Raw genomic sequence first — 21,620 nt, forward strand, 5'->3', positions numbered from 1 at the left:
TACGTGAATTGAACTCCCCTGCTTAAGCATTGTTAGCAAATACCTCCGCCTGTTCAAGAACAAGTTCAATCGCCTTGTCCTCCGCGTCAGGTGGGTAGTCGTACCGAGCGAGGATGCGACGCACCTTGGACCTCATCGCGGCCAGGACGGACTCCTTGAGGTTCCAATCGATCGTTGCCGACTGCCGCACTGACTTCACCAGATCCTGCGCGATGGCTTTGAGAGTCTCGTCGCCGAGTTCCAGGACGGCGGCGTCGTTCTGGACGACGGCATCGTAGAAGGCGACCTCGTCTTCCCGTAGACCAAGCTTCTCGTGACGCTTTTGGTCATCGCGCATCTGCTTGGCGAGCTTGACCAGCTCGGCGACGATCTCGGCCGTCGACAAGGACCGGTTCGTGTATCGGTTGACGGCCTCGTCGAGCATCTCCGAGAACTTTCGGCCCTGCACGATGTTCTTGCGCTGCACTGTGCGGATCTGGTCATTAAGGAGCCGCCTGAGCAGACCCATCTGGAGGTTGGGTCGCTCCTTCTCAGCCAAGGAGTCAAGAAACTCATCGCTGAGGATCGAGATTTCAGGCGTCTCCACACCGGCCATCTTGTACACATCCACGACCTGGTCAGCTGCGACCGCATCGTTGATCAGCTGGCCGAGTGCGGTGTCGATCTCCACGGCACCGGAACCACCGCGACCGGAGTCCGGGTTCTGGATCTTGAGGATCGCTGCTCTCACGTCCGTAAACAGACGCACGTCATCCCGGATCGCTGCTGCTTCGTCACGGGCACCAGCAAGTGCGAAGGCTTTGGCCAGTGCGAGTACCACGTCGTTGAACCGCGACGTACGCTCCGGATCCGCCATGACGAAGTCGAGGACCTTCGCGTACTCATTCAACCGCTGTGACGCTGTGAGCTCGGGCGAGGAGTCGAAGTCAACGCCGTGCAACAGTCCACAGACGACGTCGTGCTTCTCCATCATGACCGCGACCATCTCGTCGATGGGTACACCGGCCTGCTCACGGTCCGAGGGCGAGTACTCAGACAGAGCCGTCTGCAAGTTGGCGAACACACCGATGTAGTCGACGATCAGCCCACCAGGCTTGTCACGGAACGTGCGGTTCACACGAGCAATGGCCTGCATAAGCCCCGCACCCTGCATGGTCTTGTCGATGTACATCGTGTGCATCGACGGAGCGTCGAACCCAGTCAGCCACATGTCACGGACGATCACCAGTTCCAGCGGATCATCGGCGTTCTTTGCACGCAGCTTGAGGTCCTTGCGCACGTCCTTTGAGTGAATGTGCGGCTGGAACTCCACCGGATCAGTTGCGGATCCTGTCATGACGACCTTGATCTTGCCCTCAGCGGGATCATCGGAGTGCCAGTCTGGGCGCAGGGCGACGATCTTCTCGTAGAGGCGCACGGCGATCCTGCGACTCATCGTCACAATCATGCCCTTGCCGAGGAGTGATTCACGGCGCTTTTCCCAGTGCTCGACGATGTCCTGCGCCACAAGATCGAGTCGCGACTCGGCACCGACGATCGCTTCCAGTCGCGACCACCGGGACTTTGCGGCCGTGGCGGTGTCCTCCTCGACGGTCTCGGTGATCTCGTCAGCGAGACCGTCCAGCGTCGCGAGATCGGCCTCTGAGACGTCGATCTTGGCAAGCCGGGACTCGTAGAAGATCCTCACCGTGGCACCGTCCTCGACCGCCCTGGTGAGGTCGTAGACGTCGACATAGTCGCCGAACACCGATCGGGTGGACTTGTCGTTCGACTCGATCGGGGTGCCTGTGAAGCCGAGGTAGGTCGCACCCGGCAGCGCGTCGCGCATGTGCTTGGCCAGCCCCGACTTCAGTCGACCATGCCGGTCGAGTGTCTCGCTGAAGCCGTATTGGCTCCGATGCGCCTCGTCGGCGATGACGACCACATTCCGTCGGTCGGTGAGAACAGCGTTGCTGTCACCGTCCTCACCCGGAGCGAACTTCTGCAAAGTCGTGAACAAGATGCCGCCGGAGGCCCGCTTGAGCTTTGCACGGAGGTCGGAGCGTGTCGAAGCCTGTACTGGTGTCTCGGGCAAGATCTGCGCAGGGGCGAAGGTCTCGCCGAACAGCTGGTCGTCGAGATCATTGCGGTCGGTGATAAACACCAGAGTCGGATTCGACATGCGGGAATCGCGCATGACCTTCGCGGCGTAGAACACCATCTCGAAGCTCTTCCCTGAGCCCTGCGTATGCCACACCACGCCGCCGCGTCGATCACCCTCAGGCCTCGAAGCCTGCACCGTGGACTCGACGGCGGCGTTGACCGCCCAGTACTGGTGATACTTCGCCACACGCTTTACAAGAGCTCTGGTGGGCTGCCCGGTCACTTTGTTGGTGACGGTCTCATCGCTGAACACGATGAAGTTCTTCAGCAAGTCCAGGAACCGTTTGGGGTCGAACACGCCCTTGATGAGAACTTCAAGCGCGGAGCGATTGCTGACGACGTCGCGCCCGTCGATCGTCTTCCACGGCGCAAAGTGCTCGAACGCCCCCGAGTAGCTGCTCATGGCGGCCGAGGTCCCGTCAGAAATCACGGTGACTGCGTTCGGCACGAACACCGAGGGGATATCATGCCTGTAGGTCTGCACTTGGTTCCACGCCGACTTCAGGGTCGCGTGCCCTGCTGCAGGGTTCTTCAGCTCAAGCAACGCCAAGGGCAGGCCGTTGACCATCACCAACACGTCAGGGCGGCGGTGCTTTCCGTTGTCCACGATCGTGAACTGGTTGACAGCGACCCAGTCGTTGTTCTGCGGGTGTTCGAAGTCCATCAACCAAAGCCGGGTGGTGCGGAGCAGACCGTCGTCGCTGCGATGTTCGACCGGTACGCCATCCGTGATCAGCTTGTGTAGGCGGGCATTCTCATCGATCGGACTCTGTGACTCGGCACGCTGCACGATCTTCAGAGCCTCGGAGATCAATGCGGGGGTCGTGCCTGGATTAATCCAACGGATGGCTGCGCGAAGCCGCCCCCAGAGCACTACATCTTCGTATGACTCCCGCTCCGCGGCATGTTCATCTGGAGCGATGTCAGGTCCATGTAGCCGGTGATAGCCGAGCTCTGCAAAGTACTCTAGTGCGGCCTCCTCGACGATGTTTTCGTTGAAAGAAGTCATAATGTTCCTTCCTCGGGAGGGACTCGGATGCGGCCCGAGAGCAGTTGGGGGAGCAACGAGTCGCGAAGTGCGACAAGACGGTCAGACTCCGTTCGCAGGCTCTCGGCACGCTGAAGCATTGTGAGTACGGCGAATTTGAGAGCAGATGGTGCCTTAGTGAAGTCCGGAACCTTGATCGTCAGCACGTCATCGGGTCTCACCCGTTGATGGCTTCCAGAGGTTCCGGTTACCCGGCGAGGCAACTCTTCCTGGAAGAACGGAGCCCGAACTGCCAACCAGGCTGCAGCCAGCAAGTTCTCTTCCGGCGCCGTCAGCACGAGGAATTCGGTGGAGGCGAGAGCTGGAACATCCGATGACGAGGCCCACCATGTTCTGTTGAAACGAGGGTTGAGTCTGGACAACAAGATCGCTCGCCCCGGCAGGCGAAGCTTGTTGCTCTTTATCGAAGACGCAACTACACGTTCGGGCCGTGCTCCCGCATCGAACGCGGGAAGACTGAAATGGTCAACAAGACTCTCACCGAGAGAGACCGGGTTCACCGAAGCCTTCACCGAGGCCACGACGTGTCCGAGTGGTACGGCAGGAAGATCCATTCCAATCTGGGCGGACTGAGCATCTATCAATGACGATATATACGTAGTCGCCCGCCGGTTCGACTCGATCTTGTCGTCGATCGCGCCGAGCGTCGCGGCGATCGCGCGCTGTTCCGGTAAGGGCGGTATAGGTAGCTCAATGTTGGAAACTTCCGTCAAACTTAAGTTTTGCTGTACGGATTGCACCACTCGCGTCCGGGCGCGAGCGATGCGGTCGGTATCGCGAAGACAGTAGTATAGAAAACCCCGATCAATCTTGTGTATGTCGGGACGAATGATTGCAACAGCTTGGTTTGTGTTGGCAGGGAGATCTGAAGGTTGTACTCGCGCGACCCGGCCTATCGTTCCAGCGATGGAAAAGAGTATGTCGTCCGTATCGATGACGGAGCGGACAAGTTGTCTATGGGTCTCTTCGCTGATGAAAGCCAACTTTGATTGATTCAGTGCGCCCGAATCGTTGATCGACTCGACCTTGATGAAGTTGATACCGCTTTCTTCAAACCGGCCACCTAGCGTCGTAGGGGTGGTACCCTTTGTGACGCGCCGTGTGACCTCGCCAACTGTGCTCATCTGCCACTCGCTGCGGCTCAACGTAGTTCTCCAAGCCGACGCCGAACGTCGTCCTCCAGCTTGCGCCCATACTCGAACTCGGCAAACAATTCCTTTGTGAGGCGATCAATCTTCTCGTCAATCGGCTCGGCGTCAACCTCGGCCTCTTCCGCACCAACGTAGCGGCCAGGAGTCAGTACAAAGTCGTGCTTCTCGATCTCGTCAATCTTCGCGGATTTTGCGAAGCCCGGAACGTCCTCCTGCTCGCCGTCGTGGTTGCGCCAGGAGTGGTACGTACCCGCGATCTTTTCGACATCGTCGTCGTCCAGCACACGTAGCCGGCGAGATTCCATGGTGCCGAGCTTTCGGGCGTCGATGAACAACACTTCGTCACGACGTTCACGATGACCATTGCCGTCCCGACCCTTCGACACGAACCACAAGGAGACAGGGATGCCGGTGTTGAAAAATAACTTGTCGGGCATCGCAACGATACAGTCCACGAGGCCAGCCTCGACAAGCCTCTGACGGATCTCGCCCTCGCCGCTGCTCTTCGAGGACAATGACCCATTAGCGAGTACGAACCCCGCGGTGCCGTTGGGCGCAAGGTGGTGGATGAAATGCTGCACCCAGCCGAAGTTCGCATTGCCCTTCGGCGGCGTGCCGTACTTCCATCGGGGGTCGTCACCGAGCTTTGCGTCCCACCAGTCAGATACGTTGAAGGGTGGATTCGCGATCACGAAGTCAGCGCGCAGATCCGGGTGCAGATCCTCGGTGAACGAGTCCGCCGAATGCGAGCCCATTTCCGCCTCGATGCCACGCAGTGCGAGGTTCATCTTCGCCAGCTTCCACGTGGTGTCTGTGTACTCCTGCCCGTAGACGGAGATGTCGGTGCGCTTGCCACCGTGTGCCTTCACGAACTCCGCTGATTGGACGAACATGCCACCGGAACCCGCAGCCGGGTCGTAGACCCGTCCCTTATACGGCTCCAGCATCTCGACCAGTGTCTTAACCACGGACCGCGGGGTGTAGAACGCGCCAGCGTCCTTGCCGGTCTCCTTGCCTGCGAACTGGCCGAGGAAGTACTCGTACACCCGCCCGAGGACGTCGTCCGCGCCGTGGTCGTCGGTCTCGGTGAACCCGATGGAACCGATCAGATCGACGAGCCCGCCGAGGCGTCTCTTGTCGAGGCCGTCGCGACCGTAGTTGCGAGGAAGGACGCCACGGAGGGAGGGGTTCTCCTTCTCGATGAGGTCCATCGCCTTGTCCAGCTCCTGGCCGATCCCCGACTGCTTGGCCATCGACTGGATGTGGCCCCAACGGGCGAGCTCTGGCACCCAGAACACGTTGTGGCTTGTGTACTCATCGCGCTCTTCGAGGAACGACTCGATGCGTTCCGGCTTGATGCCGTCGGCTGCCAGCTCATCTTTGAGGTCGGCGCGGCGCTCATCGAAGCGGTCCGAGACGTACTTGAGGAAGACCAGGCCGAGGACCACGTGCTTGTACTCGCTGGGCTCCTGATTGCCGCGCAGTTTGTCAGCAGCATCCCATAGCGTCTGCTCAAGCGTCTTGGACGGTTTGGCCTTAGCGGCTGGTCGCGCCATGTGTTGCCCTTTCTTGCACGCTTGGATCGCGTGACGAAGTACTGCCTCTGAAGTTTCTTCTACCATATCCGCAGTTCACAGTGGTGCACTCCTGCCGCGCCGCCGAACGTGACGTCAAGGCTGTACTAACACTGCGTCGTTGGCCGCCAGAGGCGGCCCGGATTCTCGGGTGCACAAGCACAGACTATGTGCCTTCACCCTTGAGAACGGAGATCACCATGACTGCACAGTCCAATGCCGAAGCCCACGCCCGTGACTTTCACTGGTTCAAGGGCGACCCTGATCTCAGCGAGGAAGAGGCTCGATTGCACGATCTCATCGCCTTGCGCAATGCCACGACTGAACTCATCCGGGAGCAGCGTGATCTACTCGGCTACTACGACACTGACGAAGAACTGTTCGGGAACGAGTACACGGTCGACGAGATCGTCGACATCGTCGTCGGTGCCGGACTGCACACGGACCGTGACGACGTCCGCGACCGTGTGCTGCGCTTCATCGGTGCCGAGACCCGTCCTTCGGATGGCTGACCGTCCGACAACGAGTCAGCGGCCCCTGCAAGTGCAGAGTGGGCCCGGCATAGCCGGGCTAATGATTGAGATTTGTGTGCTCATTTGCGAGCAGATACAAACAGTCAAAGATGATGAGCGATGGATCAGTTGATCGTGGTCGCGTCATCGTCCATCGTCCTCGGAACCCACGAGAACCCTTGGTGTGCCAACCGCGCGGAGCGCGGCCCGGGGCCTTCCACAGAGAGCAGAATTCCTTTGCTCACGTCTAAGGAGAACATGCCATGCCGTGGACCACGATCCGAGAGCACGCAGTGCTAAGCCTCCCCGATCTCGATCTGGTGGGGGACATCAAGTACGACCGTCGACAGCACGCACTGATGCTGGTCGATCCCACTACCGGGGAAGAAGAGGTACTCACTCTGAGTCTTCTTGCTTCCGGCTTCGTCGCTGACCCGGGCCAGGTGTTCGTCAAGGAATGGAGCGAGCATACCGGCCTTGCGGCCGCGCTGGTTGCCGTACAAATTTGTCACCGCATTGAGACGGTGAACATCGGCCCGAACGGCGTCACAGCTTACCGGCTGCAAGTAGTCGACGAGGTCACTGGCAACGACGCCTCGGAGGCACCGAGGCCACGGCATGACACTGCGTTCGACGAACAAGTCGTTGCAGCAGCGATGAGGCTCGCATTGGTCGACAGCTCCGTTGTGGGTGAACGAACCGACGAGGAGTCAGTTGTGAACGAACCTGTCCCCCACGGGAACGACGATGATTTTCCAGACCTGCCGCCGAAGTTGGGGAAGTGGACATTGGAAACATGCTCTCAATGTCAGCCAGTCCAGTTTTGCAAAAGCGAGCTACTGTTCAACCCCGACGTCGGCCTCAACCGGGTGTACTACTGCCTAGATCATGGACTCGTGTCGATCGACAAGGTCCTGGACCAGCTCCGTTGATGGTTCTGCTCCCAATTCGGTGGGTGGCCCGCCGAGGGCGGGCCCGGGAGGTGGGGTGAGACGGGGACACCCGTAGTTCACAAGTCAAGGAGGAGCGACGATGGACACCAACAACCAGTCCGAGACCATAGGAGCCAGGCGGACGCGAGAGATCCTGAAACTGAAAAGAATCGTGGATATGCTCGCCCGCGACTACCGTGACCCGCTCAATGACCTCGAAGTCGTGAGGCTCGCCGAGATCCAGCTCGAAACTATCCGGATCGCAATCGTCGACCAGGCCAGCAAGGTGCATGAATATCCCTGGCCGAGAATCGCCCGCACACTCGGAATCACCGAGCATGAGGCGAGGAGGACCTACGGCCCATACAGGCCGATCCGCGATATCCCGTCGATTCTCCGCGAGCTGTGAGAGACACCTCGTGGTGCTAACTGGCCCCATACCGTCAGCCTTCCCGCGGTCACAAGTGGCCAATTCCCGGACAGAATCTGGTCACAGCCGGCCCATTTGTGACCAGATTCTGACCGGCTCACGAACGGTCGGTCTTCTATGGTCACGAGTGACCATTTTCTGACCAGATCGGGGCCACATTGTGACCACTTCAAGATTAAGGGGAAGCCTTCGGTCACTCGTGACCATTTCTTGGCCAGGAAGTGGTAACAGACTGGCCACCCGTGGCCCAGCCGCTGGAAGCGGCTCGGAATCTCTGATGAGAACGGTGAGGCGCAGCGTAATGCGCCAATTCGTAGAGCATGGCTGCCTGCTGTGCCCACCGCTCTCCTTCACGAGAGGAGAACCAGCCATGACTGAGCCCGCAATGAAGATATGGGTAGGATGCCTTGCCTGCCACAACGACGGCCGACTCGTCGGTGAATGGTTCAACGCAGTCGACGGCGACGAAGTCACTCTTGCAGACGTCCATGGCGGCACCGGCTGGGTTCGCCAGGGCTGCGAGGAGCTTTGGGTGTTCGACCACGAGCACCTTCCTGTCACCGGCGAGATGAACCCACACGAGGCCGCCGAGTGGGGACGGGTCCTGTCTGAGGTGCCCGACCATCAGCGGGCAGCACTGTGCGCATGGGTCCGCAGCGGCGACTATGTAGCTGAGGGGACCGGCGACCTGCCGTCCATCTCTGATTTCGAAGAACGCTACGCCGGTGCCTGGGATGACTTCAACGAGTATGCACACCAGCTCGCCGAGGACATCGGCCTGTTAGCTGACGTGCCCGCGGAGATTGCCCGTTACTTCGACTGGAAGTCGTGGACCCGTGACCTCGCACTCGACCACACGACCGAAACGGGCGCCGAGGGCGGCATCCATGTTTTCCGGAGCCTCTGATGTCGGACACCGACCTCAAGCTCTGCTTCTGCTTCGATTGCTCGCCGCCTGAGTTCACCGACCGCGCTTACGTCGCCGTACCTAGCCGAGGTCTCTGGCGCGTCCACACCTGCCCCATCCACGGCCCTGTCTCGGTGGCGGAGGTCGCCGTCAAGTCGGCCGGTACCTTCGAGGTGGAGTAAGGATGTCCGCTGAAAGCAATGCCCGCGTCCACATACATGCATTCCGGTGGTGGGTGGGCAATCCGGAGATGACACGTGCCGAAGCTGAATTGCGGGACCTCGCCGCTCTGCGTGACGCCGTGGAATACGAGATCGGAATCCATGCTCATGAGGTCGCCACATACGAGGGCATTTCCTGGGCCACTATTGCCGACGCGCTCAGCATCAGTCCCGCTGCCGCCCGCCGCTGCTATGCGCGCTGAGCCGTGTTCGGATCGTCGACGCCGAGCGTGAGCAAGGCGACGCCGTCGACGCGGAGCGCATCGGCAAGCGCATCGATCGAGTCCAAGGTGAGGTTGCGCTCGCCTCGCTCAATGCCTGCCAGATAGCGCGGCGTCACATCGAGGTATTCGGCCAGCTTCTCCTGAGTGAGCCCTCTCGACACGCGCAGGGCGCGGAGGTTCCGGCCCAGGCGGTGTTTGAGGGATTCCTTCACCCTTCAAGCCTCAAAGAAGGAAGCGAAGAGTACCAGGTACTCATAACTTCCACTAGGATCAGTAGCGAGTCCAGGACAAGCACACAGAGAGGAATGCGCCTACCCGCGCATGCGAATGATGATGAGAACACTGCACCGACCAGCGGCAACGCTCGCCGTGGCGATCCTCGGTTTCTCCCTTGCGGGATGCTCGTCCGACCCGGCAGAGACGCCGACTGACGGGACCGGCGACGAGAGCGCTGCCAACATCTACGAGTTCGAGACCAACGGCGTTGAGCCGTCGAGTGAAGTGACGGTCCGTGTTCCTGACGACCTCCGCGAGGTTATGGGAGCGGACGCCGGCGACATGGTAATTGACCAGATCGTCGTGACGGCACATGAACTTGAAGGTGCTCAGTACTGCGCCGCCGACCTCTCCATGAGCTACCTCGGGAACCAGCCACTAGACATGATTGCGGCAAACGAGACTCCTACCGACCGCGAGAGCGCGGTGCAGACCTTCATCGACAGAATTCCGGACAGCGGAGTTGATGACGAAGCATCCGTTGTCGAATGGCTTGACAGTGCAATCGAGGGCCGCATTGCGAAGGGTTACAGCGAGAGCGACATCGCCGATTCTTTTGAGGAGTTGTTCGGCACGCCTGTCGATCTGGAGAGCGATACATATCTCAGTCCATATCAGGACGGCGACACCGGCCAGGACGTCTTCGACCGCTACGTCGGCAGCGCATCCGACGAGCAGGCTCCGGGAACCACCATCGTTGCGGAGAGCCTCGGACTCAATGACGCCCATCCGCAGACCGACCTCGACGAGTCCGCGCCCGAAACAGGCACCTATGTCAGCGAGGACTACACGACTATCACCGTAGTAGGCGACTGCGCTGCATCCGCGACCGACCCGGACAACGCAATCGAGATCGAGCTTCCTTCGGTTGACGCCGATGGGAGAAGCGACACCACTGCGACGGTGCAGCTATCGACGATGACCGACGGCACCATTGGCGTCGCAGGCGAGGTCAAGAATTACATGCGGGACGCGAACGACGACTGGATCGACAGCTGAGGAATACCAGGACGATATTTCAACCACGACACTGAATGCCCCGGGCGGCTATTGCCCGGGGCATTCTTTTTCTCGTGTGGCTCACCACCCGCGATAGTTCTCGTAGAGCTTCTTTCCGCACCACCACACAGACAAGCCGAACAGCCCGCATCCAGTGAGGGTGCCGACGGCGATCAGCACTTTGGCCCACCAAGTAGTCGCGGTCGCGAATGAGTCCCACGCCCACGAAAAGAGTGGACCAAGACCGAGCATCTGCGTGATACCACCGACGAGACCACCGAGGATGATGAAGACCGCTGCGAAGGGCAGCAGCGCCAGGCACACCCGGCCCACCGTGGTCCAGGTCATTGCGGTCGCGAGCCTGTCGATACGACGCTCCGCGGCGTCCGCCGCCCGCTCCAACTTTTCTGCCCGGGACGTCACCTCGTCGAGCTTCTCGGTGCTGATGTTCGCGACACGATGCTCGAACCCCTCGACCACCTGCTCCACGCCGCGCACAGGAGCCTCAACGGCATGAGCGAGCCTCGCGTCGAGCACCTTCACCGCATGCTTGGTCAGTTTGTCGGTATCGATGGTTACCTGCCCGCGCTTGCGTACTGCTTCGGCCAGGTCAGCCGAAGCCGAGGTCGTCGTCTCCAGCTCCGTGCGGACTATCTTCAGTACCGACAGTGCTTCCAGGTCCGACCTCTTCATCGACGATCCGTTGCGCAGCTTCACGAGTGCGCTCTCGCTGAGCTGCTGAGCGACTGCGGCGAGAGTGCTTTCGATCTCGCTCAGCCTGGTCTTCGTCTCTTCGTCGAGCGATACCGTCGAGGGCTGCTCGGGCTGCTGCGAGGTCGACAACTGATCCAGGCGCTTCGTCTGCTCCTCGTCCATCAGCTTGATATACGCGTTCAGGTCCGCGACGGTATTCGTCAGCTTCTCGATCTGCGCCCTGTCGGCGTCGTGCTCGGAGGTCAAGGCCTCCAGCATCCGAGTAACGCGATGCAGCTCGTTCTCCTGTTCCATCTTGTCCAGTGCTCCCATGCTTTTTTCCTTTCTGTGCGTGGTAGTCGAAGATCTGCTGCGCCCCCTCCGCAGTGAATTCGGGGGTGAGCCCGGAGGCCTTCTTGCGGCCGAGCTTCCCGTTGTCGTCGCGGCGCATCTTGTAGCTCCACCCGTCGCGGTTCGTGACCGCGAGAGCGACGCCGTGCTCGGCGAGCACCTGCTCGAAGGCATCCTGGTTGGCCGAACGAGAGTCGATGAGCGCGCCGAGCACTTTGTCGCCGAGCACCTGCTCGAACCCACCAGGTTTGAACGCCTCCCGGCGCAACTCCCAGTCCGGCTTCGGCTCCTCAGGATCAGGCAGCACCTGCAAACCCTCGTCCAGCATCAGTTCATCGTTGAGCTGGCGCAGACCGTGCTTCCACGCCGTGTACCGCTGAAGACTCCCGCCGGTCAGATCGTCGTGGTTGGTGACGAGGACGTGTGCATGCCCGTGCTTACCAGCCGAGTCGGCGTGGACGACCACCATGAAATCGGCGGAGTGCATCCTCTCGGCGAGTTCAACGGCCACATCCCGGATTCGATCGAGGTCCTCCTGTTTCGTAACGTCGAACTCGTCAGGGCTGAACGCGAGGACGTAGGACTGAAGCTGGTTCTTGCGGCCATGCGCACTCGCGAGAGCTTGAGCGCGCTCGACGAACGCCAGCGGCGTCGCCGTGTTGTCGCCCGCGACACGGATAGCGAACGACCCCGCCCGAGTCCGAGGTTCTCCCGAGAGCAGCTTCACGCGTCCCTTGTACCCATGGCCGTACAGCACGTAGGCGGCCGATCCTGCAGCATCCCGCGACGGGCGAACATTGATGGTGCTCATGACGCCGTCCGATCCCCAAGTGCGGCCCGCACCTCGTCGACAGCATCGCGCAAGGCGACCACGAGGTCAGCGTCGAGCACCGTTGCCTTGCCGGAGTTGATCGCGCGCATGCACTGGTTGAGGTTCGAGCCGACCCGGCGAAGCTCGGTCACCGCACGTCCGAGTTCGGGGGCAATGGTCGGCACCGCCCCCGACGTGAGCGCTGCCCGTTCGATCTTCTCGATGTTCGAGGAGCGGGCGTCGAGGGCGTCGAGGATGACGGCCCGTGCCCACGAGCTCGGCCGCACACCGAGGACACGAGCCCGCCGGAGAACCGCTTCGCGATCCTCCGCGGACAGGCGAACGTCGAGCTTCGCCCGACGGTTCCGACGCGGTGCGTCGGCAGGCCCTGCCGCTTCCGTATCCCCACGACCGGTGTTCACCTGGGAGTCGTGGGGATGCTCCAGCGTCAGTGCCTGGTCTTCCGTCCACCCTTCCGAACGAACTCGACCAGCGTTGCTTCGGGTGTCGAGTTCGTCCTCCAGGGCGTACGGAAGACTGCCAGCAGGGTTCTTGTCCGACATCTCGCTGACGCTCATGTCGCCCAAGAACCGCTGGCCTCCGTCCTCGGTCGCTGCGCTCCCTGCGGGCGGAGGGGCACCGGGGCCGCTACGCGTGCCCCGGGGCGTCGACGTCACACGCTTCACGGTGCCGCCTCCTCCGACACCTGCTCGGCGACCTGCGACACAGGCTCATCAAGCACATCGGGCGACGGCGAGGATGCCTTCCTCGCCCGGCTGGACCGCTTCGCCTTCTCAGAAGCGAGAGCATCCGTCGCCTCGCGGGCGAGGATGTTGTAGAGGTCGGGCTTCTGCTCGCGCAGCAGTTCGACGACCCTCGCGTCGATGCGGCGCTGCTCGGCGACAGCGGCGCGCTTGAGCTTCGCGATGCGCTCGGCCGCGCGGCGGCGCTCCTGCTCGATCAGTTCGTCGAGGTTACTCGTGGCCGTGGTGCTCATGGTCTATCTCCTTCGGTCAGTACGGCAGCCGGTCGGCGTCCGTCGGGTGATCGCCGGAGGGCATAGACGCCATCCGGGCGAGGTACGGGTCGAGCACGTCGATGGGCAGCATCTGCGACGCACGCTCAGGTCGGCGGGCGTTGTCCCAGTCGCCTCGGGAGACGGTGCCGAGCCCCCACTCATCGAGCCAGGCGAGACGCTCGGCGATGCTCAGCGAACGGTCGGCGAGCGTCGGGATCACGACCACGCCCTGGCGGTGCGCCATGACGATGGACATCAGCACCGTGCGCTGCGGAGTCACGAGGCGGCGGCCCTTGCCGTGCGTGTACTTAAGGTCCCAGTCGCGCCACTCGGCGATGGTGCGCAGGCATCCGGTCTGCGCCATCTCGCGGGCGATCTGGCGAGCGCGGAGGCAGTCCTCCACCCGCTCCCACGGCTCGGTGGTGAACGTCGCCATCTCCTCCGTGGAGCCATCCGGCAAGGGAACCATTTCGGGGTTCATGGAGGACATGACGGGCTTGCGCTTGAGGTCGTAGTCCAGGCTCACAGAACGCTCGACGCGAGACGGGATGAAGTCCTTACGGTCCTCCGTCCGCGACAGCTCCTGGAACGACGGGAAGCTCGTGTACCCGTTGGGGACCCGGCCCTCGCGGGTCACCACGGAGACCAGCAGCAGCTCGCGGTCTTCGATGCTGTCCGGGACGATGCCCTTCGGGGCCTTGAGACCGTTGTGAGCGCACACGCCGCCGAGGTCGAGTGAGACGTTGCCACGGGTCGTGAAGTTCACGAGGTCGTTCTGCGCGTGCTTGGCCTCCCAGATGCCTGGGTCGCCGGTGAGTGCAGAGCGTGACTCGCTGAGCACCTCGTCGAGCCCGTAGAGGTCGAGGGCGGCGACCTCGTCCACCGTGAAGTCGGTGATGAAGCCATCCGTCGTGACCGAGTAGACGTGACCACCGCGCTCGACGAGCTGGTTCATGGTCGCCAGCAGCTGCGCCCGGACCAACGAGGTCGTCATTGCCGCGTGGTAAGGACTGGAGACGGCGGAGCCGCCGACATTGTCCATCTCCTGGGCGCGGGCATCCCACGACCGCTGCTCCGCAACGTCCTGTGCCGTCTTGCCGTAGATACTGTTCACACCGGTCTTGAGGGTCTGCTCTTCCAGCGACCCCTTGCCGAACAGCGCCTTGGCAGCGTTGCGATCGTCGATGAGATGCTTGACGCCATGGCGGAGGGAGAGACTCGGCTCGCCGTCCTGCCGCAGCTCACGACCGAGGTAGCCGATCTGGCAGTGGACCTCAGCGCCGAGCGTGAGCCACAGCTCGGGACCGCACACCCAGGTTCCGGCAACGCCTTCGGACGTGCGGGGATAGACCAGCGTGCCGTCGGCGACGATGGGCAGGCACGGGTGCGTCACCTCAGCGGGGAACGTGAACGACACGAACCCGACGAACGGCGTCGTAGCCGTCGGCACGTCGTTGATGGTGAGAGAGCGCTCGTGCACGACCTCCCCGATGGCACCGGCCTCCCAGTCGAGGTCGCGGACCAGTGCCATAGCGGTCGGGTAGGCGTTCTGGGCGTCGATGTCCACGGTCGGCAAGGGGTAGAAGCCCGGCATCGGGCACGAGTTGAGCCCGCCGTGGTAGGCGCGGGCAAACGCCGACGACAGCTGGGCGGCAGCGCCGTCGAGGGGATTGCGGCCCCGCTTCGCGTAGTAGCTCAGACGGTCGCCCTCCTCCACGGCCTCGACGCCCTCGTCCTCGTCCACCAGCCCGGCGAACTTGCGCCGGAACTCCGAGGGGCTCGATGCCCCGAGATAGGCACTGCCGGAGTCCACGAGCGCGGCGGCAGCACCACCGCTCAGCGTGATTGGTGGGACGACGCCGTCGCCCCACTGCCGAGTGAGGGTCCCAAGGACGATCACGGCGTCGTTGACCCCGTACTCCAGGAACTCCAGCAGGTGCTCGCGCCGGTAGTCGGTCATCCGGGAGATCCAGCCTTCCGGCACGTCGAGCTTCGGGACACCGCACGCCTCGCCGAGCACCGCGAGCGACTTCTTCCCAGCGGGGGTTTGGGACATGGTGTCACGCACGGTCACGGACAGGCTCTGCCACCAGTGACCGTTCTCGTTCCCGCGCTGCGAGCGGAACGGCAGCAGCGTCACGAGCCCGCCGGCAGCCGAGGTCAGCCGGACGAGGGCGTCCAACTCCCGAGCATGCCCGCCCGTGCGGAAAGTCGTGAGGTCCGCCGAGCCGTAGTGGCAGGCGAGGACAATGGGCACTCGCAGCTTCGCCAAGGCCTCCCGACGTTCCACCCAGTCATCGGACCAGAACGCGCCGCGGGCCACTCCACGGGGACCCACCTCGTCGGGCACCAGAGGCGACTGCCACAGCTCGGCGGCGACCACGACGGTCCACAGCGCCGTGTGCAGCGAGATGCGTGCACCGGAGCCCAGAGGAGGCAGGATGACGACCTCGACCATCACCGACGGATCGAGCGGGTCAGGCACGGCGAACTGGTACGAGTCGATGATCCGGGCGCCGTCCACCGTCGTGAACTCCGTGTCAAAGCCGACGACGATCCCGGCACGGCCAGTACCCATCGCCTTGACCGACGGAAGGTCACCGAAGGCGGTCGCGGGCACTGACACGCCTGCCCCGACCGCGCCCGACGCGGGCGACGCGGGCGACGACGAGCCGGTCGCCGCGGCACGGTCACACGGTCGTAACGCGGGGCTCCCCATAGGGCGTTCTGACCGTGCCCGACCATTCGCCTCCTGACCAGGAGAAACAGTGGTCTCGGAGGGGTCGGAATTGTGTGACAGTTCGGAAGTGTCACACCCGGCGACGAGGTTCTGAGACCCGATCGCTCTGGGCTGGGAGGCGGCAGCGGGCGTGCCTGAGCCCCCGCTGGCCGCTGCACGCGCGCGCCGACGGGTGAGCACCTCGAACACGATGCCGTAGCGTGAGCCGTCGGTGATCTCGTGACGCTCCCAGCCGGGAGGTGCGGCGCTCACGACGCGCCGCCGAGGATGATGGCGAGACGCTCGCGCTGCTCGTTGGTCAGGCGCGGCGCGGATGCGACCACGCGCGCCACGGCAGCGTCGACCTCATCGCCAGAGCGAGCGGCCTTCTGCGTCGTCTTGGGGATTGCGAGGGCGTCGAGGTCCTCGACGGTGATCTTGACGCGGCCGCCGATCTTCACGGCCGGTAGGCGACCGTCGGCGATCCAGGCTCTCAGGGTTGATTCCGCCGCGTAACCGCGAGCGGCGCCCTCCTGGAGCGAAATATACGAAGTGGGCTCAGTAGGGGCAGGAATTGCCGTAGCAGGCATAGTCGTCTCCGATGGACAACACACCTGCTCTCGGTGTGTGCCATCGGGGACAATCGGCTCCCCGACCCGGCGACCTTCGCCTCAGGCTATTTCGGCAGTTCGGCTCCGTCGCGCCTCCCCGTAGTGACCAAGGCCACCAATCGGGCAATCCCGTCCCGATCCAGGCTTCATCTCTCCGGGCGAAAGGGATGGTTCCACCCGACTCATCCATTTTCGGACTCGTCGTCAAGACTTATGTACGAGTCTAGCGAGCCTGTCAAGCCCAGTCAACTCTCAGAAGATGCGAGCGCTTTCTAAGTACGCTTTTCTTCGTCCACGGTTGCAAGCGTGGTGATCGCATACTCTGCGGTCGTCGCTCCCGCATCTGGGCCCCACTGTTCCGGAGTCCCGTCGCCGCGCAACGGTTCTTCAGCATTGCTGTCAACCGCACCAGTATCGGAATCCGAGTCGATGTCCTTGGTATCGACGCGGCGTGCCTCACCCCATTGCGGGTAGGGCGGACCGTCGCAGTCCTTCGTCGTTGTTCCTATGCTCATAGTCTCCTCCTCATTGAAGCCCCCATTCGCGGTCTGCGAAGGGAGTTTCAGTGTTGGAGGAGACACACACCCACGTCGAGAGTCGACAATCGGGCTGTGGATAGACAGTGACCGTCCACAGCTCAAACGCACTCGAGTGGTGCCGAAATCAACAGGCTTGCGCACTCGAGTCGGCTCTCGGCTCGGCACGGCTCACGAAGCAGCCTGCTCGGCCCATGAGACCGCGAGCGTGTGGGTCAGAGCGTCAGCCTCGCCCGGCCCACTCCTCCTTGAGGATCGCCATGATGACCTCGTCGTGACGGCGGCCGTTGAAGAAGACAGCCTCACGACGGCGTCCTTCTTCGACGAATCCGGCCTTGGTGTAGGAGGCGATGCCTCGGGTGTTGAATGCCCAGGTCTGCAGCTCGATACGATTGAGTCCCAGCTGCAGGAAACCGTACTTGATGCCCAGCCTCACAGCATCGGAGCCGTAGCCGCGACCGTGGAATTCCGGGCCGAGGACGATTGCCAGGGTGGCAGACTGGTTGACCGAGCTCCGCGCGAAGAGTGTCACGTGGCCGACGAACTCCTCGGTTTCGAGCAGCTCGATGCTGAAGCCGACCGCGTCGGTGTCCTTGTTTGCGCTCCACAGTGAGAACTGTTCGGAGACGCCGCCTTCGGGACGTGGAAGGACAGTGTGATTCTGCAGGACCACGATCGAGGGGTCGAACCACCACTGTTCAAGGTAGGGAAGATCGTCTCCCTGCAGTGGACGGAGCCGTACGTGTCGACCTGTGAAGAGGTTTTCGGCGTATTCTTCGGCTTGTTCGACGTTGGACAGTTGATTGAAGGGCGTAACCGGTGCCATTCCTCGACTTTACCAAGGCCGGCTGAACGCTCAGTCAGCAAATGCCTGAGTCGACCGGAACGCAGGGCGGGATCGGTCAGAAGAACACAGTCGTCAGGTCCGACAGCAGTGATATGACCACGGGAACGACAGAGAGCAGCAGAAAGGCCGGAAGGATGCAGACTCCGAGCGGCACGACGAGTTTCACGCCCAGAGCCGCAGCCGCTTCCTGCCTGCGTCGACGGGAGGAATCCCGCAGCTCCTTCGCGACGGACTCGATGAGTGGGGCGGGCCCGACTCCGGTGTGCTCGGAGAATTCGAAGACCTCGAGGACGGGCAGGAGTCGGTCATCAGCTGAGAGCTCCTGACCTCCGATCGTCATGGACCGTGCGACCCGGCCCAGGCCCGACCGGTCCCCTGTCGCCTCTGCGGTCAACGCCAGGGCGACCGGGATCGGCAGTCCGGAGGTGAGGCAGATAGCCACAAGATCAAGGTCGAAGGCGAGCAGGTCATCAACCACCCGCGGCGAGGCGCCAGATTCTCTCTGCAGTTCCGCCTTGGACAGTTCAACACCATGTCGCCGACGCTGTCCCGGCACGTCCAACAGACGCCGCAGCCGACCATCGGATCTGCCCGACCACAGCAGAACTCCGAATGCGATGAGGACTCCCACGAGGAGTGCAACCATGCCGATCAGGCCTCCGCTCGTACCATCATCCGTCTCATCCACCAGCGTCCAAGGAGGTAGAGAACGATGCCGCCGCCGATGCTCAGCTGGCCGGGCAGTCCTGAGAACAGCTCTGCTGGTTTGACGCCTATGAGCAGACCGAGACCGACGCCGATCAGCGGCAGCCAACTGAGGACTCGGACTGTCGCCTTGGGCCCGGCCATCGCAATGTGTCTCTCCCGATCGGCGTCCAGAGCGCTGCGCTGTGCCCGCGCATAGCGCAGAATCATGTCGGCGGCGGGTGCCCCGGATCGTTCAGACACGGTCCACACGGATGACATGCCGGCGAACACCTCGGCGGCTGCGCCCGGCAGTTCGGCTCCTCTGGTGGCGATGGCTCGGCCGGGTTCCTCGCCCAGTGAGATCGCTCGCGAAATCGGAGCCAGCTGCGCGTTCTGCCTGCTCAGGGTCGCCATCACTGCCTGCGGAGTCATTCCCACCTTGAGCAGATGTGCACAGTTCTCCACCGCAGAGATGGCCCACAGCTTCTCCTGCTCAGGATCTTCCTTGGCACGCCGCCCAGCTCGGCGGGGCTCGTTGCTGGTGGTGCGGGTGCGGAGCAGATCCTGGAGTCGCGAAGCCGGGTCCAGCGGTGCGCTGAGAATGACGCTCAACGCCACGAGCACTGCGATGACGGTGACCATCAGGCGGCTTTCTGCTCGAGCACGGCTTCGAACCGACTCAAGGCCCGACGGTTGAAAGTCCCCTCGGACAGCGGAGATGGTCGACCCCACACAGGCTCCATCGTCACTCCGCTGCTGCTCTCCCGGGTGGGAATCGCCAGTTCCGTGATTCCTCGGTCCGCGTCGACCCGTCGCAAGTGGATGACTAGGTCTATGGCGGTCGAGAACTGTGAGAACACGGCCTGTGGGCTCATGTTCGCCAGTGCTCCCAGCGCCGCGAGACGGCTGGGAACAGCTTCAGCGGTGTTCGCGTGGATCGTGGCGCTGCCACCCTCGTGACCGGTGTTCAGCGCCGTGAGCATGTCCCTGACCTCGGCACCTCGACACTCCCCCACGACGAGGCGGTCCGGCCGCATCCGCAGGGCGTTGCGCACGAGGTCGGTCAGTGTCACCTCGCCTCCGCCTTCGACATTGGCCTGGCGGGCGGCGAGCTGGACGACGTGGGAGTGTCCGACGATGAGTTCACGGGAGTCTTCGACGATGACGATGCGATGATCCGAATCGACAAGACCCAGAAGCGCGCCGAGGAGGACCGTCTTCCCGGTTCCTGTACCGCCGGAGATGAGGATGTTGGCACGGGATCGTACCGCTGTGCTGAGAATTTCGTGGACGTCGTCAGGGATGAACCCGCCAGTGCGCAGCTGTTCGAAGGTGAAGCCGGCGTGGCGGGGAACGCGGAAGGAGATCGTCGTGTGGTCTCCGGAGATGGGCGGCACGATCGCATTCATGCGTACTCCGTCGGGCAGTCTGACATCGACGAACGGACTCGAATCGTCGAGACGCCGACCGCCCAGTGCCGCCAGACGCACGGCCAGCGAGCGCACTTCGTCTTCCGAGCCCAGGGACAGGTCGAGCAGCCTGGGCCCTGTGCCGACGTCGGCGAAGATCTCTCGCGGACCGTTGACGAAGACGTCAGTGGTGTCAGCAACTTCGAGCACGGATTGGAGGGGTCCAGCTCCGGACAGCTGCGCGGACAACCTGTTCACGAGTTCGAGGAGGGCGCTGGAACCGAGCACCCGACCGGTACGTTGGACCGCCTCGGCGACGGCTGCCGTCGTCACGGGCCCAGGATTGTCGAGCAGAGTCTTGCGGACCTCAGCCACGAGCGAGGCGTCGAGCCATTCGCTCATTCCACCCACTCCCCCAGAAGCCGGTCGACGAGCTTGCCCAGTCGTGCCCCGCCGGGGATGCCTTCTCCTCGATCGACTGCTGCGGACAGGCCGCGATCGTCGCGGATGCTGCCAGCAAGATCGAGTCCGATGGAATCGGCAAGCAGCTCGGCGTCGAGGCCTCCGGCGCCGGTATCGCGCACGACGAGACGTACGTCGGGGTGAGATTGGGACAGACGTTTGGCGACTTGGGATGCTGCGACTGCGGAGCGGACCCGTGCCGGGGAGACGAGGAGGACGTGATGGCAGCGGCGCGTCCACTGAGGTGGGGCGTGTCGTGGCAGGTCGACGATGACGAGGTCGAAGGCCTGTCCGGCGGCGGCGAGGAAGTCGTCGAAGACATCGGGATCGAGCTCGAGGATGTCATCGCGCCCCCATGACAGGATCGCCAGGCCCTCGTGGCGAGGCAGTGCCTGGCTCAGCGTCGAGGGACGAAGTTGACCGCGTGAGGCGCTGAGATCGGCCCAGCGCGGTCCGGGAACCTGCTCGGCGCCCAACACCAGATCGAGTCCTCCGCCCAGCGGATCGGCATCGACGAGGACCGTGCTCACATCTGGTCCTGCGCGGCGAGCGAGTGCGCAGGAGAGCACCGAGGCACCGGCCCCTCCACATCCGGCGACGACTCCGACGGTGACACCGGGTGCCACCGGGGGTTCGACGGCTGCGATCATGCGGCCGCTCAGCCATTCCGCTGCGGAGGGCAGGACTGCCAACTGTTCGACGCCGAGGTGGGCCGCTCGTTTCCATGCCGAGCTGGGTTCATCCCCGTCAAGGACGACGAGAATGCGATCAGCATGGTCCGTGGCCGGAGCTTCGCGGACATCCTCGCCCAGGAGAATGAGAGACGCGTTCTGCCAGCCGCCCGAGTCGGGAGGCAGGACCTTGAGGGAGATGCCGATGCTTTCGGCGACTCGTGCGCATTCGTCGGTGATGGCGCCGAGGTCGGTGATGAGTGCTACCTGCATGATGACAGCCTGGACATCCGGCCCGGGATGAGGACAGTGCCGGAGGGGAACCTGTGGACAGAATGCAAAAGGGGCGGCTCCTGTGCACTTAAGTCACAGGAGCCGCCCCTTTTCGG

Annotated in this window: 22 protein-coding genes; 6 read left to right on the forward strand and 16 right to left on the reverse strand. The window is 62.9% G+C overall.

What is annotated here, in order from left to right:
• Positions 1–22: 22 nt before the first annotated feature.
• From BAUR9175_RS14915 to BAUR9175_RS14925, 3 genes are read right to left on the reverse strand one after another with little or no spacing between them, the layout of a single operon-like run.
• Positions 23–3,151 carry a type I restriction endonuclease subunit R gene (locus tag BAUR9175_RS14915; protein WP_101584252.1) on the reverse strand — a complete coding sequence of 1,043 codons (3,129 nt, stop codon included), beginning with the start codon at positions 3,149–3,151 and terminating at the stop codon, positions 23–25.
• Entirely contained in the window at positions 3,148–4,335 is a 1,188-nt protein-coding gene (locus BAUR9175_RS14920; protein WP_101584253.1) for a restriction endonuclease subunit S, read from the reverse strand. The genes BAUR9175_RS14915 and BAUR9175_RS14920 overlap by 4 nt, the downstream gene beginning before the upstream one ends.
• Positions 4,332–5,897, reverse strand: a complete 1,566-nt coding sequence (locus BAUR9175_RS14925; RefSeq protein ID WP_101584254.1) for a class I SAM-dependent DNA methyltransferase — start codon at positions 5,895–5,897, stop codon at positions 4,332–4,334. Before BAUR9175_RS14925 ends, BAUR9175_RS14920 begins: the two co-directional genes overlap by 4 nt.
• 218 nt (positions 5,898–6,115) lie before the next feature.
• On the opposite strand from BAUR9175_RS14925, the gene BAUR9175_RS14930 reads away from it, so the two are divergent.
• The 5 genes from BAUR9175_RS14930 (at position 6,116) to BAUR9175_RS14955 (ending at position 9,120) form a co-directional block, all read left to right on the forward strand.
• Positions 6,116–6,427, forward strand: a complete 312-nt coding sequence (locus tag BAUR9175_RS14930) for a hypothetical protein (protein ID WP_219618413.1) — start codon at positions 6,116–6,118, stop codon at positions 6,425–6,427.
• 263 nt (positions 6,428–6,690) lie between these two features.
• Positions 6,691–7,359, forward strand: coding sequence for a hypothetical protein (locus BAUR9175_RS14935; protein ID WP_101584257.1), 669 nt, complete (start codon positions 6,691–6,693; stop codon positions 7,357–7,359).
• A gap of 100 nt (positions 7,360–7,459) precedes the next feature.
• The gene (locus BAUR9175_RS14940) at positions 7,460–7,768 is read left to right on the forward strand and encodes a hypothetical protein (RefSeq protein WP_101584259.1); all 309 of its coding nucleotides are present in this window, start codon (positions 7,460–7,462) and stop codon (positions 7,766–7,768) included.
• A gap of 391 nt (positions 7,769–8,159) precedes the next feature.
• Complete coding sequence (locus BAUR9175_RS14945) at positions 8,160–8,696, forward strand: antirestriction protein ArdA (protein WP_101584260.1); 537 nt, start codon at positions 8,160–8,162, stop codon at positions 8,694–8,696.
• Between the two features lie 184 nt (positions 8,697–8,880).
• Positions 8,881–9,120 carry a hypothetical protein gene (locus tag BAUR9175_RS14955; RefSeq protein ID WP_101584262.1) on the forward strand — a complete coding sequence of 80 codons (240 nt, stop codon included), beginning with the start codon at positions 8,881–8,883 and terminating at the stop codon, positions 9,118–9,120.
• Here BAUR9175_RS14955 and BAUR9175_RS14960 read toward each other — a convergent pair.
• Positions 9,108–9,353 (reverse strand): helix-turn-helix domain-containing protein, encoded by a 246-nt coding sequence (locus BAUR9175_RS14960; protein WP_101584263.1) that lies wholly within the window; start codon positions 9,351–9,353, stop codon positions 9,108–9,110. The two genes, BAUR9175_RS14955 and BAUR9175_RS14960, sit on opposite strands and share 13 nt — an antisense overlap.
• A gap of 115 nt (positions 9,354–9,468) precedes the next feature.
• On the opposite strand from BAUR9175_RS14960, the gene BAUR9175_RS14965 reads away from it, so the two are divergent.
• Positions 9,469–10,416 carry a hypothetical protein gene (locus tag BAUR9175_RS14965; protein ID WP_101584264.1) on the forward strand — a complete coding sequence of 316 codons (948 nt, stop codon included), beginning with the start codon at positions 9,469–9,471 and terminating at the stop codon, positions 10,414–10,416.
• 81 nt (positions 10,417–10,497) lie between these two features.
• On the opposite strand, the gene BAUR9175_RS19735 is transcribed toward BAUR9175_RS14965, so the two are convergent.
• The 12 genes from BAUR9175_RS19735 to ssd form a co-directional block, all read right to left on the reverse strand.
• On the reverse strand, positions 10,498–11,109 hold the full coding sequence (locus tag BAUR9175_RS19735) for a hypothetical protein (RefSeq protein ID WP_257944343.1): 612 nt from the start codon (positions 11,107–11,109) through the stop codon (positions 10,498–10,500).
• Complete coding sequence (locus tag BAUR9175_RS19740) at positions 11,027–12,271, reverse strand: relaxase/mobilization nuclease domain-containing protein (RefSeq protein ID WP_101584267.1); 1,245 nt, start codon at positions 12,269–12,271, stop codon at positions 11,027–11,029. The genes BAUR9175_RS19735 and BAUR9175_RS19740 overlap by 83 nt, the downstream gene beginning before the upstream one ends.
• A complete protein-coding gene (locus BAUR9175_RS19510) occupies positions 12,268–12,957 on the reverse strand; it encodes a MobC family plasmid mobilization relaxosome protein (RefSeq protein ID WP_219618414.1) in 690 nt (229 codons plus the stop codon). Before BAUR9175_RS19510 ends, BAUR9175_RS19740 begins: the two co-directional genes overlap by 4 nt.
• Positions 12,954–13,268: a hypothetical protein gene (locus BAUR9175_RS14985; RefSeq protein ID WP_101584268.1), complete on the reverse strand. Its 315-nt coding sequence runs from the start codon at positions 13,266–13,268 to the stop codon at positions 12,954–12,956. Before BAUR9175_RS14985 ends, BAUR9175_RS19510 begins: the two co-directional genes overlap by 4 nt.
• A gap of 16 nt (positions 13,269–13,284) precedes the next feature.
• A complete protein-coding gene (locus BAUR9175_RS19400; protein ID WP_180959256.1) occupies positions 13,285–16,281 on the reverse strand; it encodes a hypothetical protein in 2,997 nt (998 codons plus the stop codon).
• Entirely contained in the window at positions 16,278–16,598 is a 321-nt protein-coding gene (locus BAUR9175_RS14995; protein ID WP_101584272.1) for a helix-turn-helix domain-containing protein, read from the reverse strand. Before BAUR9175_RS14995 ends, BAUR9175_RS19400 begins: the two co-directional genes overlap by 4 nt.
• Positions 16,599–16,891: 293 nt before the next feature.
• Positions 16,892–17,134, reverse strand: coding sequence for a DUF4244 domain-containing protein (locus BAUR9175_RS15000; RefSeq protein ID WP_101584274.1), 243 nt, complete (start codon positions 17,132–17,134; stop codon positions 16,892–16,894).
• Positions 17,135–17,378: 244 nt separating this feature from the next.
• Positions 17,379–17,981 carry a GNAT family N-acetyltransferase gene (locus BAUR9175_RS15005; protein ID WP_009883358.1) on the reverse strand — a complete coding sequence of 201 codons (603 nt, stop codon included), beginning with the start codon at positions 17,979–17,981 and terminating at the stop codon, positions 17,379–17,381.
• Positions 17,982–18,057: 76 nt separating this feature from the next.
• On the reverse strand, positions 18,058–18,648 hold the full coding sequence (locus BAUR9175_RS15010; RefSeq protein WP_009883357.1) for a type II secretion system F family protein: 591 nt from the start codon (positions 18,646–18,648) through the stop codon (positions 18,058–18,060).
• A gap of 5 nt (positions 18,649–18,653) precedes the next feature.
• A complete protein-coding gene (locus tag BAUR9175_RS15015) occupies positions 18,654–19,331 on the reverse strand; it encodes a type II secretion system F family protein (protein ID WP_069599644.1) in 678 nt (225 codons plus the stop codon).
• Positions 19,331–20,500: a TadA family conjugal transfer-associated ATPase gene (locus BAUR9175_RS15020; RefSeq protein ID WP_101584276.1), complete on the reverse strand. Its 1,170-nt coding sequence runs from the start codon at positions 20,498–20,500 to the stop codon at positions 19,331–19,333. The genes BAUR9175_RS15015 and BAUR9175_RS15020 overlap by 1 nt, the downstream gene beginning before the upstream one ends.
• Positions 20,497–21,504 (reverse strand): septum site-determining protein Ssd, encoded by a 1,008-nt coding sequence (gene ssd, locus BAUR9175_RS15025; protein ID WP_069599643.1) that lies wholly within the window; start codon positions 21,502–21,504, stop codon positions 20,497–20,499. Before ssd ends, BAUR9175_RS15020 begins: the two co-directional genes overlap by 4 nt.
• Between the last annotated feature and the right edge of the window lie 116 nt (positions 21,505–21,620).

The sequence above is a fragment of the Brevibacterium aurantiacum genome (genome assembly GCF_900169065.1).
Taxonomy (GTDB): domain Bacteria; phylum Actinomycetota; class Actinomycetes; order Actinomycetales; family Brevibacteriaceae; genus Brevibacterium; species Brevibacterium aurantiacum.